A 17,297-nucleotide genomic window follows, 5' to 3' on the forward strand; every position below is an offset into this window, starting at 1 on the left:
GTTGCCGGCCTTATTACAGGCTCCTGGATTGAGAAGTTAACATCTAAGGAAACCAAGCGGTTTGCAGTCTGTTAACAATTCTGTAAACTCTTGCGATGAATATGTCCCGGTGGAACATGGGCACTAACCAGAAAGTCTGACCCGCCGGAACGCCAATCAAAGAGGTCATGATGAGTACAGAGATTAAAACTCAGGTCGTGGTACTTGGGGCTGGCCCTGCAGGCTACTCTGCAGCCTTCCGTTGCGCTGATTTAGGTCTGGAGACCGTCATCGTAGAGCGTTTCAGCAGCCTTGGTGGTGTTTGTCTGAACGTGGGTTGCATCCCTTCGAAAGCGTTGCTGCACGTCGCGAAAGTGATTGAAGAAGCCAAAGCGCTGGAAGAGCACGGTATCGTATTTGGTAAACCTACCACTGATATCGACAAAGTGCGTTCGTGGAAAGAGAAAGTCATCACTCAGCTGACCGGTGGTCTGGCGGGTATGGCGAAAGGCCGTAAAGTTAAAGTGGTTACCGGTCTGGGTAAATTTACCGGTGCTAATACGCTGGTGGTTGAAGGTGAAAATGGCGCGACTACCATTAACTTCGACAACGCGATTATTGCTGCAGGCTCACGTCCGATTGAACTGCCATTTATCCCACATGAAGACCCACGCGTCTGGGACTCAACTGATGCACTGGAGCTGAAAGAAGTTCCTGAGCGTCTGCTGGTGATGGGCGGCGGCATTATCGGTCTGGAAATGGGCACCGTATATCACGCACTGGGTTCACAGATTGATGTGGTTGAGATGTTTGACCAGGTGATTCCGGCGGCGGATAAAGACGTAGTGAAAGTCTTTACCAAACGTATCAGCAAGCAGTTTAACCTGATGCTGGAAACCAAAGTGACTGCGGTAGAAGCCAAAGAAGACGGCATCTATGTCACGATGGAAGGCAAAAAAGCGCCAGCCGAACCACAGCGTTATGATGCGGTGCTGGTCGCTATCGGTCGCGTACCGAATGGTAAACTGCTGGATGCGGGTCAGGCGGGCGTGGAAGTGGATGAGCGCGGCTTTATCCGTACCGATAAGCAGATGCGCACCAATGTGCCGCATATCTATGCGATCGGCGATATTGTGGGTCAGCCAATGCTGGCGCATAAAGGTGTGCATGAAGGCCACGTCGCGGCAGAAGTGATCTCCGGTAAGAAGCACTACTTCGATCCGAAAGTGATTCCTTCTATCGCTTACACTGAGCCAGAAGTTGCCTGGGTAGGTCTGACTGAGAAAGAAGCGAAAGAGAAAGGCATCAGCTATGAAGTTTCCACTTTCCCGTGGGCCGCTTCTGGTCGCGCCATCGCTTCCGATTGTGCAGACGGTATGACCAAACTGATTTTCGACAAAGAGACGCATCGTATTATCGGCGGCGCGATTGTTGGCACTAACGGCGGCGAGCTGCTGGGTGAAATCGGTCTGGCGATTGAGATGGGTTGTGATGCTGAAGATATCGCCCTGACGATTCATGCGCACCCAACGCTGCATGAATCTGTTGGTCTGGCTGCTGAGATCTTTGAAGGTAGCATTACTGACCTGCCAAACCCGAAAGCGAAAAAGAAATAAATTTTCGCTATTTGGTTTCGCTGAAAACGGCTCCCCAGGGAGCCGTTTTTTTAGCTTAATCTAAGAGGAAGGTGATTTTCAGGATTACGTCGCAAGGTCACATCTGCAGCCAGACTGTTTATATCCCCGATATTGTTTTGGCTAATCTTGTTTTCACCATTTTTATCGGTACACAGTTCAACATTAATGCTGTATGCATCTGTCATACTCGCGATGCTAATCGGATCACCGTTTGTCTTATCGAAGTTATGATCCGAACTGGTAAAATTGAATTCTCTTGCTATTACGACAAATTTACCTGCTTCTGCTTTCTGATGTTGGTTAATCAGCTCAGCAGAGAAAATATTTGTTGCTTTCATCGATACAACATATTTTTCAGATGAATGTAATGTTTTATAATTTAAATTTACCGATGTTGCAATGCAATCAAGTGCCTGTACTTTAATTCCCTTGAATTGTGCAGTGAAGATTAGAGCTTTGAGCCTTCCTGTATTATCAATAAAATCCAGGTAATTGATCAAGTTATCAGGTATAAAATAACCTGAACCTATATGTTTGTTCACCTCGTCAAGGTACTGTTGATGTACTTCACTTACCAAACCTGAAAGATAAATTTTTTTGACATTGTTATCACCGAGAGTCTGTATATTTTGGATGATAAAATCTATGGGTAAGGTATTGCCAGGGTCTTTATAAACTACAATTCCACTACTATCAGTTAGCATAGAATTAATCAGTGCTCTTTCATTATCGATGTCCGAACTTTTATTGGGGGTATTAATTTTCGCCTGAGGCTTTATAACGTAACTTTTGGCAAGTTCGGTATGTTTTTCCTTAAGGGAATCTCTCTTCTCCTTAATGAGAATGTTTAGCAAGTGCATATCACGTACTGATATATCTTTATCAGTGAGGTGGTCTGTTGTTAGTATTTTTTCAGCGACAATTTCCTTAGTTCGTTGGTTGGGAATTAGAAAGTTTTCGTACCCGGTTAAGTCTTTAGTTTTAAATTCATTATTCTTGACATTAATACTGTAAAGTTCTGCGCCAGCTGTATTTACGCTCTGCATAGAGAATTTCCATGTTAATAATGATTTCCAAAATATATCTGTTAATGTAATGGTGCTGATATAAAAAAACGCTGAAATATTTTCCATGCTTAGCATGAAATTTTAGTATTACTCTCATTTTTTAAAAAAAAACGGGAGGGATTCCCCTCCCGTATCGATTAAACAATCAGAACCACTGACCAAAACGACGGATATAGAGTTGTTTCATGCCCTGGCTTAACAGGCAGTAACCCAGCAGGGTCGCCAGCAGCCATGGGAAGTAACTTAATGGCAGCGCCTGTAAACCAAACCAGCTATTAACTGGTGAGAACGGTAAACCGATGCCGATTACCACCACCAGCACGGTGGCCAGCATAACTGGCCAGCTGGCGCGTGCCTGAATAAACGGGATCTTCTGGGTGCGCAACATATGTACTACCAGCGTTTGTGACAGCAAGCCTTCGATAAACCAGCCAGACTGAAACAGAGTCTGATGATCAACGCTGTTAGCGCCGAAAATATGCCACATCAGCGCAAAGGTGGTGATATCAAAAATTGACGAAGTGGGTCCCATCCACAACATAAAACGCCCGATATTTTTCGCATCCCATTGGCGTGGCTGGCGTACAAACTCCTTATCCATTTTGTCCCACGGCAGCGCCAGCTGTGAGATATCGTAAATCAGGTTCTGCAACAGCAGCTGAATCGCCAGCATCGGTAAAAATGGAATAAAGGCGCTGGCGACCAGAATGGAAAACACATTGCCGAAATTGGAGCTGGCGGTGATATTCAGATACTTAATGATATTGCCAAAGGTCTGGCGACCAACCAGTACCCCTTGCTCCAGCACCATCAGGCTCTTCTCCAGCAGAATAATATCAGCGGACTGTCTGGCGATATCGCTGGCGCTGTCGACAGAGATTCCGACATCCGCCGCGTGCAGCGCCGCCGCGTCATTAATGCCATCGCCAAGGAAGCCGACGGTATGACCGTTCTCCTGCAGCAGAGTAACCACCCGCTGTTTCTGCGCCGGGGTCAGCCTGGCAAAAATGGTATGCAGCTCTACCCTCGGTTTTAGCTGTTCATCGCTTAACTGCTCAATCTCATCACCCAGCAGCGGCACGCCGGGATCAAGATCGAGATCCCGGCAGATTTTGGCAGTGATCAGCGGGTTATCGCCGGTCAGCACTTTGATCTGCACGCCATTATCCTGCAGCGCGCGGATCGCCGCTGCGGCGCTCTCTTTGGCTGGATCGAGGAAGGTCAGCATGCCGCACAGGGTTAAATCGCGCTCATCGTCCGATGTCAGGCGCTGATGCCAGCCGCTGCTATTTAATTTACGGATGGCGATTAGCAGCACCCGATAGCCCTGCTGATTGAAGTCGGCGGCCCGCTGTATAATTTCTGCACGCCATGCCTCATCGATCGCCACCACCTGACCGTTCTGCTGCAGATGGGTGGTGATTGCCAGCATCTCTTCCACTGCGCCTTTGCAGATCAACTGATGCTGTCCCTGATCGTCACTCAGGGAAACCGACAGACGACGGCGGCTGAAATCGAACGGCAGTTCGTCGACTTTGCGGAGATGACGCGGCAAGTCGTGGTACTGGCGCGCAAACGCCACCACGGCGCGATCCATCAGATTTTTATGTCCGCTCTGATGAAAACTGTTCAACCACGCCAGTTCCAGCACCCTGCGGCAGGGGCGGCCGAGAATATCCAGATGGTGCTCCAGCGCAATATGATCCTGCGTCAGAGTGCCGGTTTTATCAGTACAAAGCACATCCATCGCGCCAAAGTTCTGGATAGCATTCAGCCGTTTGACCACCACTTTGCGGCGCGCCATCGCCATCGCGCCTTTGGCCAGATTGGTGCTGACAATCATTGGCAGCATCTCAGGCGTCAGACCGACGGCGACGGCGACGGCAAACAGGGTGGCATCCAGCCAGTCGCCTTTAGTGAAGCCATTCAGCAACAGCACCACTGGCACCATAACGGCCATAAAACGGATCAGCAGCCAGCTGACGCTATTTACGCCGCGGTCAAAAGAGGTGGGAGGGCGTTTGCCAATAATATTTTTTGCCAGCGAACCAAACCAGCTGCGGGTGCCGGTGGCGACCACCACCGCAGTGGCGTGGCCGCTGACCACATTGGTGCCCATCAGGCAGATATTTGTTAAGCCGGGCAGCGCGCCTTCACCAATATCGTGCGGCGTCTGCGTGGGTTCCGTCAGACAATATTTTTCCACCGGTAAGGCTTCGCCAGTCAGCGCTGCCTGACTGACCAGCAGGTCATGTGATTTAACCAGCTTGATATCGGCAGGAATAATATCGCCAGCTGACAGTGAGATGATATCTCCTGGCACCAGCTGCTGCTGGTTGACGTAGATCCACTGTGGTTTGCTGTTATCGCCATGGCGGCGCAGGGTGGTGACCTGAGTGGATACCAGCGATTTCAGCGCATCGGCCGCCTGATTGGTGCGGAACTCCTGCCAGAAGCGCAGTACCCCGCTCAGGGTAATCATTATCAGCATAATGGTTACGCCAGTCAGATCGGTTTCTTCACCCTGCTGCGCCGGTAGCCAGTAGTCGGTGAAGAAACTGATGCCAGCCAGACCCATCAGTACAAAAATAAACGGATTATTAAACGCCATCAGCAGCTGAATCAGGACGTGCGGCGCTTTTTCCTCCGCCACCTGATTCAGGCCAGACTGTTGCAAACGCGCGGCCGCCTGGCGGGCGCTCAGTCCCTGCGGACTGCTGTTGAGTGTGGCAAAGGTGCTGTCGAGGCTGACCTGCGCCTCACGGGCAATCGGCCACGCCTGAGTGGGGCGATTTTTGTTGTGGCGGCGCGTTTGCTGCGTACTATCGATCATCTGAGTCATCTGTTGCTACTCCAAATTCTGCGCACGGCAATCTCTCTCAAATTGAGATAGTCGTGAAAAAAAGAGTGCGTTGCAGATGGGAAAGGAACTAGCTCACTGCTCCCTTGCAACGCGGATTACGTTGCGTACTGGGGTGCTCGTCCATAGGGACTCCTTAACTGATAATGGTAATAACCTGAATAGCAGGATCGGTTACAGAGAGCTGCGCATCAGGCGCAGCCGATAGCCGCTTGGGCATCAGCCCGGAGGAAAAAGGGTATGGGTAAATTTCAGTATCATAATGACTCGTCCGGGTAGCAGTGGAGCAGCAGACGAGTTAACCGATCGCTGCTTGCCAGGGTGGCAAGCAACAGGCTTGCCTTAATGGGTTTGGTTACTGTCCAAAAAGGTTGCTCCACGTGATTAAACGACAGGCACTATACGCCCGGCCTGTTGGGCTGTAAATCTCGCTTCCTTAACCGCCAGTCAACGCACGGCAATTAATGACTTCGCGCCAGCCTGCAGGCGATGGTAAGTGATATTTACGTCTGTAGCAGATAGCGGATAAGCATATCCGGGTTAAATCCGCTAATACAATCACTGTCATTTTGGCTGATGCCGGTTTCTTTCAGACGCAGGCACCATGCTGGCCAGTCTTCGCCAGGGCGGAAAGCATGCGCGCCACCTGTCGGGGAATTAATTTCGTCCCGGATCATTTTACCCGCAGGCGATAACTGTTTTCGCAGCCCTAAACGGGTATCAATCACAGAACAACTTTCGTCACATACTTGCATTATATCGGTCCCGCTCAGTCCTTCGTCCATATTGCCGAGACGTTCTATCCATTCAGAGGGGGTTTCATCACCAAAGCGTTTATAGGGATTCCAGTCCGACGAATTCAGCCTGTTCTGCAATCTTTTGCCACTGTCCGACAAACCTGATTTATGCGCCTTCCATAGCCTTATCAGCAAAAAACTATTGCCGCCGGTTATCAACACCAAATCATCCACTGTCAGTTCAGGTTGTTGTTTGATTAATCTGCTTGCCCAGCGGTAATTGGTTTCATCTTCTTTCCACGCATAATCGCCCGGCATATCTGAGTCGATAATTTGCATCGTATGCTTGCCGTGATCGCTAAGCGCGCTGCGAAATTGCTGCGGAAAAGCATTTATTTCATCGGTAGTGACCTTCACCAGGTCTTTAATATCGTTTTCTGTCAGCAATAATCCAAGTTTGCGTGCAATGAGCAGCAGCTCCCTGATTCTTATAATTGGCATCGATGAGCTATTCAGTTTTATTTTTCTGCTGTTGATTAATCGCTCTATTTTTTCACCATCGCCGGAAAGATCGCTTATCGTAATCACGACAGGCTGTGCCTGAGAACGGGAAGGTTTACCGGTAAGCTTTAACAGCCTCAAAGGGGGAGGAAACGTCACCCGGGATGGCCCGGTAACCGCAGGTAAATTATCGCGCGGGGGGGGCAATAGCGCTGAAAAATGGTTACCGATATTCAGGATATGTATCTCGCGTGCATTAGCCTCAAAGGAACCCAAAATGGCCTGGGATTCCTTTTCGGCGATAAAGCTATGGCTGATAACCCGTATTGGGTGTCTGAAACGATCCAGTAAATCCTGATTAAGCATTTCCACTAAGGCCGCCGCTGCGCCTGCCGGCTTGAACAGGATATTGCCATCCAGAAAAAAACCATGCGCATGCCCCTGCCAGCCTTGCAGCACCAGCCGCTGACGATATTTATTTACCTGCGCCATTAGCCATTTGCTTTGCGAGTATTCACGCGTCGTGAGCTGTAACAAGGCGATCGGCAGCGAATTATTATAATCGGTGCCGCTGCTGCCATTATTATGCAATTGAGTCCAGCCCTGCTGTTTGAGAAAACGCTCGACGTGCGCACCATTCTCTGGCTGAAAAAGATTGCGCTTTTGCTGGATAGCCCGAATCACGCCACTGACGTTCGTGCCGGAACGCGCCGCGCGCTGCCACGGCGAGGTCAAAGAGGTGGCGGTTATCCGTTTGGAACGCGGGGTGATCACCGGATCTTCCTGCAACAGTTTATTTGCCGGATAACGTTTCTGGATTTCGGGCGTAAAACCGGTGAGGGTGATAACTTCCTGTTCTGACAGATAGGGCGCCAGTTTTTTTAGCCGGACAACCCAATATGGCCACTCTTCGCCCAGCTGAAAGTCCATCCCTTCCGGGTTCGTTGAATGGATATAATTCATCACTCGCAGCCCGGCTTCCGATAATGGTTGCCGCTGCAGTAAATGAAGGTTTAACAGGATAAGGTTGATGTCTTTCAGTTTACTAAAGTCACTATATTTCAGACGCTGATCCATATTGCTCACCCGCAGCGCCCATTCAAGGTTGGTTTCTCCGGCTAATTGTTTCCAGGGACTCCAGTGCGGAGAGTTGAGCCTCTCTTCCAGCTCCTTACCCGCTGCCGTCAGATGCTTATTTTCCAGCGGGGCCATTGCGCCCATATGGCGGTAGCAGGGAAGAATCTCTTCCAGGGTTTGAGGCGAAAGCCCGGATGGCTGTTGCCGCAATGCATGCTGAAGCGTTGAAATTATCGGTGGTCCTTCCGGGGGAGCAGCAGGCGGTAACGGTAATGGCGGGTATGAAAGAAGCCCGCTATTTTGAAACCCTGGTGTCGGATAGTTGGTTGCTGTAAATGCTGGTGAAAGAGGGGGGATAAAGTTCTGCCTGGCTGACAAAGGTGGTGGCGCTGACCATGCTGCCATATTTAACGGACTTTGCATCACCTGCGAAAGCTGATGGATCATTGGCATATCGGAGGCTGAAAAGTGGGCATTTGTGTTTAGCGCTATAAGCCGTTCATCAGCATTCGGAGGGATACGGTCAATTCTCTTCACAATGGCTCCCTGCTAAATAGCGTGGGGAATTGGGTTCTAATGCCAAAGTGTAATCAGCTATCGCGAAAGCACCGGAAACATCAGCAAAAGTGAGCGAATTTTGATGGTCAGACGAGATTTAGTAATGAAACGCTGGCAGGTTGAGCAGGCAAAACGGCATTCAGGCCAGCGGTGGCCTGCATTCAGCAGGTTTATGCGGTGAATGTTGCAAGGCGCCGAATAATGTTGCTTTTTTGTAAACAGATTAACAAGCGAACTAATTCCTGATATGCTGACCCCCGCGAAACCGGGCACCTTACCCTATGCAAAACCCGGACAAGGATAGTTACTCACGTCGACGTGAAAAAAGGTGACCGGAAAGCCAAATACAATGAGAGCGAGGAGAACGTCGTGCTAGAAGAATACCGTAAGCACGTTGCCGAGCGTGCTGCCCAGGGGATTGTTCCTAAACCGTTAGATGCTTCCCAAATGGCCGCGCTGGTTGAACTGCTAAAAAACCCACCAGCAGGTGAAGAAGAATTCCTGTCCGATCTGTTAATTAATCGAGTCCCGCCAGGCGTTGATGAAGCGGCCTATGTTAAAGCGGGTTTCCTTGCGGCAATTGCCAAACGTGAAGCAACCTCTCCTCTGGTTTCGCCGGAAAAAGCGGTGGAGCTGCTGGGCACCATGCAGGGTGGCTACAATATCCATCCGCTGATCGATGCCCTCGATGATGAAACGCTGGCCGCGATTGCCGCTAAAGCGTTGTCCCACACGCTGCTGATGTTTGACAGCTTCTACGACGTTGAAGAGAAAGCCAAAGCTGGCAACCCGCATGCCAGACAGGTCGTACAAGCCTGGGCTGATGCTGACTGGTATCTCTCGCGCCCGGAACTGGCGGAAAAAATCACCGTTACCGTGTTTAAAGTTACCGGCGAAACCAATACCGATGACCTCTCGCCGGCGCCAGATGCCTGGTCGCGCCCGGATATTCCACTGCATGCGCTGGCAATGCTGAAAAACGCCCGTGAAGGTATCGAACCCGACGATGCTGGTAACGTGGGTCCGATTAAGCAGATCGAAGCGCTGAATCAGAAAGGTTTCCCACTGGCATACGTCGGTGACGTGGTCGGTACCGGTTCATCACGTAAATCCGCCACCAACTCGGTGCTGTGGTTTATGGGAGATGATCTGCCGTTTGTGCCGAACAAAAAAGGCGGCGGCGTGGTGCTGGGCGGTAAAATTGCGCCGATCTTCTTTAACACCATGGAAGATGCCGGCGCACTGCCGATTGAAGTGGATGTCGATAACCTGAACACCGGCGACGTCATTGATATCTATCCGTATAAAGGCGAAGTGCGTAGCCATGACACCAATGAGGTGCTGGCGAACTTCGAACTGAAAACCGAAGTGCTGCTGGATGAAGTGCGTGCCGGTGGCCGTATTCCGCTGATTATTGGTCGCGGTCTGACCACCAAAGCGCGTGAATCACTGGGTCTGCCAGTGAGCGACGTATTCCGCATCGCGAAAGACGTGGCCGAGAGCAGCCGTGGTTTCTCGCTGGCGCAGAAAATGGTTGGCCGCGCCTGCGGCACCGACGGCGTGCGTCCTGGTCAGTATTGCGAACCGAAAATGACCTCGGTAGGTTCGCAGGATACCACCGGCCCGATGACCCGTGATGAACTGAAAGACCTTGCCTGCCTCGGCTTCTCCGCCGACCTGGTGATGCAGTCATTCTGCCATACCGCGGCCTATCCGAAGCCGGTTGACGTCAGCACGCACCATACGCTGCCCGACTTTATTATGAACCGTGGCGGTGTGTCACTGCGTCCGGGCGACGGCATTATCCACAGCTGGCTGAACCGTATGCTGCTGCCGGATACCGTCGGTACCGGTGGTGACTCCCATACCCGTTTCCCAATCGGTATCTCATTCCCGGCGGGTTCTGGTCTGGTGGCGTTTGCCGCTGCCACCGGCGTAATGCCGCTGGATATGCCGGAATCAGTGCTGGTGCGCTTTAAAGGCAAAATGCAGCCGGGCATCACCCTGCGCGATCTGGTGCATGCGATCCCGCTGTACGCGATCAAAGCGGGCCTGCTGACCGTTGAGAAGAAAGGTAAGAAAAACATCTTCTCTGGCCGCATCCTTGAGATCGAAGGCTTGCCGGAACTGAAAGTTGAGCAGGCATTTGAGCTGTCCGATGCTTCTGCTGAGCGTTCGGCGGCGGGCTGTACCATTAAGCTGGGTAAAGATCCGATTATCGAATATCTTAATTCCAACATTGTGCTGCTGAAGTGGATGATCTCCGAGGGCTATGGCGATCGCCGTACGCTGGAGCGTCGTATCCAGGGCATGCAGAAATGGCTGGAAGATCCACAGCTGCTGGAAGGCGATGCCGATGCGGAATACGCTGCGGTGATCGATATCGATCTGGCTGAGATCAAAGAGCCAATTCTCTGTGCGCCTAACGATCCTGATGATGCGCGTCTGCTGTCTGACGTGCAGGGTGAGAAGATCGATGAAGTGTTTATCGGTTCCTGCATGACCAACATTGGTCACTTCCGTGCGGCCGGTAAGCTGCTGGATGCCCATAAAGGCCAGCTGCCAACCCGTCTGTGGGTGGCGCCGCCAACCAAGATGGATGCGGCGCAGCTGACCGAAGAGGGTTACTACAGCGTGTTTGGTAAGAGCGGTGCGCGTATTGAGATCCCGGGTTGCTCACTCTGTATGGGTAACCAGGCGCGTGTTGCCGATGGCTCGACGGTGGTTTCCACTTCGACGCGTAACTTCCCGAACCGTCTGGGTAATGGTGCTAACGTCTTCCTGGCGTCAGCGGAGCTGGCTGCGGTAGCCTCACTGCTTGGCAAGTTGCCAACGCCGGATGAGTATCAGCAGTTTATGGAACAGGTGGATAAGACGGCGGTAGATACTTACCGTTATCTGAACTTTGACCAGCTTGACCAGTATACCGATAAAGCTGATGGTGTGATTTTCCAGACCGCAGTGTAGTTCTGTTGTGATGGGCGGCGAGAACGCCGCCCCTTTGCTTCAGACCATCATTTTCCGCACAAATCCCAGATGACTTTCCTGCGGTAAATTCCCCAGTCGTTGCCAGATCTGATCATAACCGCGTAAACCTGCGCAGCAGTCAGCGAACTTCTGCTGTTTCTCCGCTGCACTAAAAGGTTCCGCCAGTGAGCCTTTAGCGTTCAGACGCTGAGCGGTCAGCGTGCGGCCATCTTTCAGCATAATGGTGACAATATGCGGCAGGTTACTCTGTTCAGCTTCTTCTTCGGCGCTCCAGCTGCTCATCGATACTCTGGCCAGTCTGGCGGCATCGGCCTGACGCTGCACCTGCTCTGGCGTGAAATCGGCGACACTGAGCATCCCTTTCTCCAGCATCACCGCCACACAGTAATGCATCGAGAAACGCGCCTGCATCTCATCCTGCGGCTGCTGATATGCAAGATTGCGCAGATTCGAGATACCGACTTTGGTGGCCACCGACTCAACATCTTCAGCGCTAAAGGCATGCAGCGCCTGCAAATCGGCAATCGCATCAAGAATGCGGTGCGTCGATCCGCAGCAGGGATGCTTTTTCGGCATCACACCCACCGTTTCAATCACATGCTGTGGCAACGTTAACCAGCGCTGGATGCTTTCCGGCTGAAAACCGGCGCCGTCAAACAGCTGATAAAAGCCCATATCGCATTCGATAATATCCAGCCGTCCGGTCATTTCGCAGGCTGCCAGCTGAGCGGCATCAATCGCGTTACGCGCCGCCATACCAGCATGAAAAGGCTTTAACGGCGTGCCAAACTGGCCTTTAATCCCGCTGGCGAGGCTGACGGCAATCGACAGCGTGCGCGCAATTCCGGCCTCATCGAGTCCCTTTAGCCAGGCGACGCCAGCCGCGGTGCCGATACAGCCGATGGTCGAGGTGCCATGCCAGCCCGCCGTATAGTGTGCGCTGCTGACCACTTCGCCAACAAAGGCCTGCGCCTGTAAACCGATCAGATAAGCTTCTGTCAGCGCCTTGCCGTCGCGGTTCTCTTCCAGCGCCACCGCCAGCAGGGCAGGGACCAGCACCGCCGAGGCGTGGCTCATCCCCGGGCCAAAGTTATCATCGTAATCAATCGCATGGGCGGCGGTGCCATTCAGCAACGCGATAATCGCCGCTGGCTGGCTTTCATAGTGCGCCCAGGCACGCTGCACTGCCTGGGTGGAGAAGTCGTCGCGTCCGGCATACAGGCAGCCCAGCGTATCGGCGATCGCATCCTGCGCCAGCTGGCGCGCGTGGTCGCTAAACGCCGGGTGGCGAACGCACCAGGCGGCAATGGTTTCAATCACACTCATACAACACCTCCGGCAGCACATTCATCCAGCAACAGCTGCAATAATTTTCCAATCTGAAAACGGTTTACTTCCCGACCCGGCTGGTCAGTGTCGACCCGATGCACCACCACCATATCCAGCGTCGGCATCACCAGGCAGAAGTGGCCGCCAGCGCCGCGCGCCGAATAGCTGCCCGCCGGTAATATCGCTTCCGGCCAGGCGACGCTATCGCGCGTCACCCACCACATATAGCCATAGGCGCCGCGATCGCCGGCGTGGGAAATCGGTGCGGTGCTGGTCTTCACCCACGCCGCCGGGATAATCGTTTCTCCCTGCCACTGGCCCTGCTGCAAAAACAGCTGGCCAAAGCGCGCCAGATCGCGCGTCGACAGGCGGAACGGATAGGCCGCATGATCTGACGACTCTCCCGGCTCCATCCAGCCATCCTGCCCGCCGCGGAAATCTTCCATGCCAACTGGACGCGCAATACGCTGCTCAAAAGCCTGATGGATATTTTCGCCGGTCAGCTGCAACCAGGCAGTGCCAAGGGCATTAAAATCCCAGTTGCTGTAGCACCAGTTCTCCCCTGGCGCATGGCGGTGACGCGCCGGTTTAATGCGCTTCATCCATGCAGTTTCATAATTTGCCGGATGATAGATACCGGAGCGCGCCGTCAGCAGGTCATACAGACAGGCCTGTTTTTCCACTGCCGATAAGCCTTCACGGTCGTCAATGCCCAGCGTCTGCAAGGTCAGTGACAGATCGATACGATCTTCCGCCACCGCCGGGCCATACAGCGCGCTGAGAAAGCTTTTGCGCATTGAGTGGCACTGAAAACGATGGCTGAGATCGCCAACGGAAAACCGGCACTCGCCGTGTTGCAGCACCATCATCGCATCGGTATTAATGGTTTCCAGATAACGACGCAGCTTAATAAACATGCTTAAACCTTCTCCTTAGCATTCACTGGCAGCGAGGAAACGCCGCGTGTACTCTTCGCGCGCATTGCCCTGACGCAGGGCATCGGCGCTTAACTCTTCCAGCAGCACCCCCTGATGCATAATCGCCACCCGCTGACAGAGATGGGTCACGACCGCCAGATCGTGGGTGACCATCAGATAGGTCAGCTGGCGCTGTTTGCGCATCGTGGCGAGCAGGTTAAGGATTTCCGCCTGCACCGACACGTCGAGCGCCGATGTGGGTTCATCAAGCAGCAGCACCGACGGTTCCATAATCAGCGCGCGGGCAATCGCGACGCGCTGACGCTGGCCGCCGGAAAGCTGATGCGGATAGCGGTAACGAAATGCATCACTCAGACCCACCGCATGCAGCACATCGCTGATACGCGACTCGTGGCGATCAAGGCCGTGCAGCTGCAATGGTTCGCGCAGCGCGTTCCACACCATTTTGCGTGGATGCAACGAGGCGTAGGGATCCTGAAACACCATCTGTACCTGACGGTAAAAAGCTTTATCACGTACCGGCTGCTGCTCTTTGTTATCAAACAGAATCGCGCCCTGATAATCGCTGTTCAGACCGGCAAGGGCGCGCAGAATGGTGGATTTACCACAGCCGGATTCGCCAATCAGGCCATAGCTTTCGCCCGCCGCCAGCGTAAAGCTGACATCGCTCACTACCTGACGGCGCTGGCTGCCTTCACCAAAGGCGATATTCAGACTGACCGCTTCAACACTGCGCTGTTGCGTGGGAATCGGTGTATTCATATGGCAACTCCATCACGCCAGGTCGGGCCGTTCAGCCAGGCGGCGTCACGGGTCGGCACACTCAGGGTCTCCACCGGTTGCTGCAGCCGTGGCTGGCTGGCGAGCAGCGCGCGGGTGTAGGGATGACAGGCATGTTCCAGCTGGCTGGCCTGAATCTCCTCCACTACCCGTCCGGCATACATCACCAGCACACGGTCGCAAAAACGTGATACCAGATTAAGATCGTGGGTGATAAACAGCATGCCGGTATTGCGGCGCGCCAGCAGTTCATCAAGGATACTCAGCACCTGCTGACGCACGGTCACATCCAGCGCCGAAGTGGGTTCATCGGCGATAATCAGATCCGGCTCCGGAATCAGCATCATGGCGATCATCACGCGCTGCCCCATACCGCCGGAAATCTCATGCGGATAGAGCTGGCAGACTTTTTCCACCTCACGAATATGCACTGACTCCAGCATTGCCAGCGCCCGCTCGCGCGCCACGCTTTTACTTGCCTGGGTGTGCAGGCGATAAGCTTCGCTAATCTGGTCACCGATACGCATCAGCGGATTTAGCGAGAATTTAGGATCCTGCAAAATCATCGAAATGCGTCCGCCGCGAATCCGCCGCATCTGCTTTTCGCTGGCGGCCAGCAGATCGATATCGCCAAACTGCATTTTATCCGCCGTGACGCGACCAATTTTCGGCGTCAGCTTCAGCAGCGCACGGCAGGTCTGTGATTTGCCAGAGCCAGACTCACCGACAATCGCCAGCTTTTCGCGTCCGACGCTGAAAGAGACATTGCGCACCGCGTGATGATCCTGATGCGCGCCCTTAAAAATGATATTCAGGTTTTCCACCTGCAGCAGGGTGTCATTCATGGCGGAGATCCATTACGTCGCGCAGGCCGTCGCCAAGCAGGTTAAAGGCCAGACTGGTAAAAAGAATCGCTAAACCAGGGATGGCGGCAATCCAGCCATTGTTCAGCATAAATTCGCGGCCGGAAGCCAGCATCGCCCCCCATTCCGGGCTGGGCGCTTGCGCGCCGAGGCCGAGGAAGCCGAGTCCGGCAGCGGTCAGGATAATCGCCGCCATATTCAGCGTGACGCGCACCACCACTGACGGCAGACACATCGGCATAATATGGCGCAGAATAATGTGCCACGACGATGCCCCCTGCAAACGTACCGCCGCGATATAGTCCATCTTGCGGATCGACAGGGTTTCGGCGCGCGCCAGACGGGCAATCGGCGGCCAGGAGGAGAGTGAAATGGCGATAATCGCGTTATCAATGCCCGGACCCAGTGCGGCGACAAACGCCAGCGCCAGAATCAGGCTGGGGAAGGCGAGAAAAATATCTACCAGGCGCATCAGCACGGTATCCACCCAGCCACCGAGGTAGCCAGCGGTGGTGCCGATAATCAGCCCCAGCGGCGTGATGATCACCGCCGTCAGTGCGGCGATATACAGCGTAATCCGCGCGCCATGCAGCAGGCGGCTGTAGATATCACGTCCCAGCTCATCGGTGCCGAGCCAGTGCTGCGCCGTTGGTGGTTGCAGACGGTTGGTCAGATCCTGGGTAAAAATATCATGCGTGCTGAACCACGGCGCAAACAGCGCCGCCGCCACCACCACCAGCAGCACCAGCAGACCAAACAGCGCCGAATGGTTAGCGCAGAAGCGCAGCCACTGTAGCCATATTTGCTGCATCCGTGCCTGGAATGGCGAAGCGGGCACCGGCGCGCTAAGCCAGCTACGTAATGCCGAACGCTGGTGCGCTGGCAGTGATTTATTTAGCGAGTCGGTCATTGTCCCTCCTGACGCGTGCGGGGATCGAAAATACGGTACAGCAGGTCGCAGATCAGATTAAGCACCACAAAGATCGCGCCGATCAGCAGCGTACAGCCGACCACCGCGTTCATATCGCCAGCCAGCAGCGCATTGGTGAGGTAGCGGCCAAAACCCGGCCAGGCAAACACGGTTTCAGTGAGTACGGCTCCTTCCAGCAGGGTGGCCCAGGAGAGCGCCACCACGGTTAAGGTCGGCACCGCCACATTGCGCAGCGCGTGGATCCAGACGCAGCGCGCCCATGACAGACCCTTAACCCGCGCGGTGATAATATATTCCTGTGAAAGCTGCTCAATCATAAAGCTGCGCACCATGCGGCTGATATAAGCCAGTGAGCTGAGGCCCAGAATCGACGCCGGCAGAATGATATGACCGAAGACGTTCTTAAACACCTCCCAGTTACCGGCCAGCAGGCTGTCAATCAGCCAGAAGCCGGTCACCGGATGCAGATCGAACTCATACATAAAGTCGATACGACCAGGTCCGCCAATCCAGCCGAGTGAGGCATAGAACAGCAGCAGCCCCATCAGTCCCAGCCAGAAGTGCGGCGTCGAGTAACTCAGCAGGCCGATAAAACGAATGACATGGTCAAACCATGAGTTACGGTACATTGAGGAGAGCACCCCGGCCGGAATACCGAGGCCGACGCCAATAATTGCCGCCAGCGTCGCCAGTTCCAGCGTGGCCGGAAATACGCGGGCGATATCCTGCGCCACCGGCTGGCTGGTGGTCAGCGCGGTGCCAAAGTTGAGATGCGCCAGCTGCCAGACGTAATCAATAAACTGTTTCCACAGCGGCTGATCGAGGCCCAGCAGATGGTACATCTTGTCATAGGCTTCCTGACCGGCGTTGTCGCCGATCACCGCCACCACCGGGTCGATCGGCAGCAGACGGCCAATAAAGAAGGTCAATGCCGCCAGCCCCAGCAGCGTACAGAAGATGGAGAGTGTGCCTTTCAGCAGCGCCCGCAGGCGGCGCCAGATTGGTGACGGCTCCAGGGTCATGTGTTGTTGCGGTAAAAGCTGCGACATTGG

The 17,297-nt window shown here is 53.7% G+C and carries 12 protein-coding genes; 3 read left to right on the forward strand and 9 right to left on the reverse strand.

Annotated features, from left to right (window positions below; genetic code table 11):
• Window positions 1-170 precede the first annotated feature (170 nt).
• Complete coding sequence (lpdA, locus tag J2125_RS15265; protein ID WP_017800436.1) at window positions 171-1,595, forward strand: dihydrolipoyl dehydrogenase; 1,425 nt, start codon at window positions 171-173, stop codon at window positions 1,593-1,595.
• Window positions 1,596-1,645: 50 nt separating this feature from the next.
• On the opposite strand, the gene J2125_RS15270 is transcribed toward lpdA, so the two are convergent.
• From J2125_RS15270 to J2125_RS15280, 3 genes are all read right to left on the reverse strand, one after another.
• Window positions 1,646-2,749 (reverse strand): membrane-targeted effector domain-containing toxin, encoded by a 1,104-nt coding sequence (locus tag J2125_RS15270; RefSeq protein ID WP_157819438.1) that lies wholly within the window; start codon window positions 2,747-2,749, stop codon window positions 1,646-1,648.
• A gap of 79 nt (window positions 2,750-2,828) precedes the next feature.
• Window positions 2,829-5,525: a magnesium-translocating P-type ATPase gene (mgtA, locus tag J2125_RS15275; protein WP_026111614.1), complete on the reverse strand. Its 2,697-nt coding sequence runs from the start codon at window positions 5,523-5,525 to the stop codon at window positions 2,829-2,831.
• A gap of 521 nt (window positions 5,526-6,046) precedes the next feature.
• Window positions 6,047-7,555, reverse strand: a complete 1,509-nt coding sequence (locus J2125_RS15280; RefSeq protein WP_198510880.1) for a hypothetical protein — start codon at window positions 7,553-7,555, stop codon at window positions 6,047-6,049.
• A gap of 497 nt (window positions 7,556-8,052) precedes the next feature.
• On the opposite strand from J2125_RS15280, the gene J2125_RS15285 reads away from it, so the two are divergent.
• A complete protein-coding gene (locus tag J2125_RS15285; protein ID WP_017800432.1) occupies window positions 8,053-8,193 on the forward strand; it encodes a hypothetical protein in 141 nt (46 codons plus the stop codon).
• 592 nt (window positions 8,194-8,785) lie between these two features.
• Complete coding sequence (gene acnB / locus J2125_RS15290; protein ID WP_040462419.1) at window positions 8,786-11,383, forward strand: bifunctional aconitate hydratase 2/2-methylisocitrate dehydratase; 2,598 nt, start codon at window positions 8,786-8,788, stop codon at window positions 11,381-11,383.
• Window positions 11,384-11,422: 39 nt separating this feature from the next.
• On the opposite strand, the gene J2125_RS15295 is transcribed toward acnB, so the two are convergent.
• The 6 genes from J2125_RS15295 to J2125_RS15320 are packed head-to-tail and all read right to left on the reverse strand — an operon-like array spanning window position 11,423 to window position 17,294.
• A complete protein-coding gene (locus tag J2125_RS15295) occupies window positions 11,423-12,730 on the reverse strand; it encodes an MmgE/PrpD family protein (RefSeq protein WP_017800430.1) in 1,308 nt (435 codons plus the stop codon).
• Window positions 12,727-13,650: a serine hydrolase domain-containing protein gene (locus J2125_RS15300; RefSeq protein WP_017800429.1), complete on the reverse strand. Its 924-nt coding sequence runs from the start codon at window positions 13,648-13,650 to the stop codon at window positions 12,727-12,729. Before J2125_RS15300 ends, J2125_RS15295 begins: the two co-directional genes overlap by 4 nt.
• Window positions 13,651-13,665: 15 nt before the next feature.
• Window positions 13,666-14,433 (reverse strand): ABC transporter ATP-binding protein, encoded by a 768-nt coding sequence (locus tag J2125_RS15305; protein ID WP_017800428.1) that lies wholly within the window; start codon window positions 14,431-14,433, stop codon window positions 13,666-13,668.
• Entirely contained in the window at window positions 14,430-15,296 is an 867-nt protein-coding gene (locus tag J2125_RS15310; RefSeq protein WP_017800427.1) for an ABC transporter ATP-binding protein, read from the reverse strand. Before J2125_RS15310 ends, J2125_RS15305 begins: the two co-directional genes overlap by 4 nt.
• Window positions 15,289-16,224 (reverse strand): nickel transporter permease, encoded by a 936-nt coding sequence (nikC, locus tag J2125_RS15315; protein ID WP_017800426.1) that lies wholly within the window; start codon window positions 16,222-16,224, stop codon window positions 15,289-15,291. Before nikC ends, J2125_RS15310 begins: the two co-directional genes overlap by 8 nt.
• On the reverse strand, window positions 16,221-17,294 hold the full coding sequence (locus J2125_RS15320) for an ABC transporter permease (protein ID WP_017800425.1): 1,074 nt from the start codon (window positions 17,292-17,294) through the stop codon (window positions 16,221-16,223). The genes nikC and J2125_RS15320 overlap by 4 nt, the downstream gene beginning before the upstream one ends.
• Between the last annotated feature and the right edge of the window lie 3 nt (window positions 17,295-17,297).

Source organism: Winslowiella toletana (assembly GCF_017875465.1).
Lineage (GTDB): Bacteria > Pseudomonadota > Gammaproteobacteria > Enterobacterales > Enterobacteriaceae > Erwinia > Erwinia toletana.

Coding starts and splice junctions, on each gene's coding strand:
- J2125_RS15295 (WP_017800430.1), bottom strand. CDS start 12,730: ATGAGTGTGATTGAAACCATTGCCGCCTGGTGCGTTCGCCACCCGGCG.
- J2125_RS15305 (WP_017800428.1), bottom strand. CDS start 14,433: ATGAATACACCGATTCCCACGCAACAGCGCAGTGTTGAAGCGGTCAGT.
- J2125_RS15310 (WP_017800427.1), bottom strand. CDS start 15,296: ATGAATGACACCCTGCTGCAGGTGGAAAACCTGAATATCATTTTTAAG.
- mgtA (WP_026111614.1), bottom strand. CDS start 5,525: ATGACTCAGATGATCGATAGTACGCAGCAAACGCGCCGCCACAACAAA.
- J2125_RS15285 (WP_017800432.1), top strand. CDS start 8,053: ATGGCTGTTGCCGCAATGCATGCTGAAGCGTTGAAATTATCGGTGGTC.
- lpdA (WP_017800436.1), top strand. CDS start 171: ATGAGTACAGAGATTAAAACTCAGGTCGTGGTACTTGGGGCTGGCCCT.
- J2125_RS15320 (WP_017800425.1), bottom strand. CDS start 17,294: ATGTCGCAGCTTTTACCGCAACAACACATGACCCTGGAGCCGTCACCA.
- J2125_RS15270 (WP_157819438.1), bottom strand. CDS start 2,749: ATGGAAAATATTTCAGCGTTTTTTTATATCAGCACCATTACATTAACA.
- nikC (WP_017800426.1), bottom strand. CDS start 16,224: ATGACCGACTCGCTAAATAAATCACTGCCAGCGCACCAGCGTTCGGCA.
- J2125_RS15300 (WP_017800429.1), bottom strand. CDS start 13,650: ATGTTTATTAAGCTGCGTCGTTATCTGGAAACCATTAATACCGATGCG.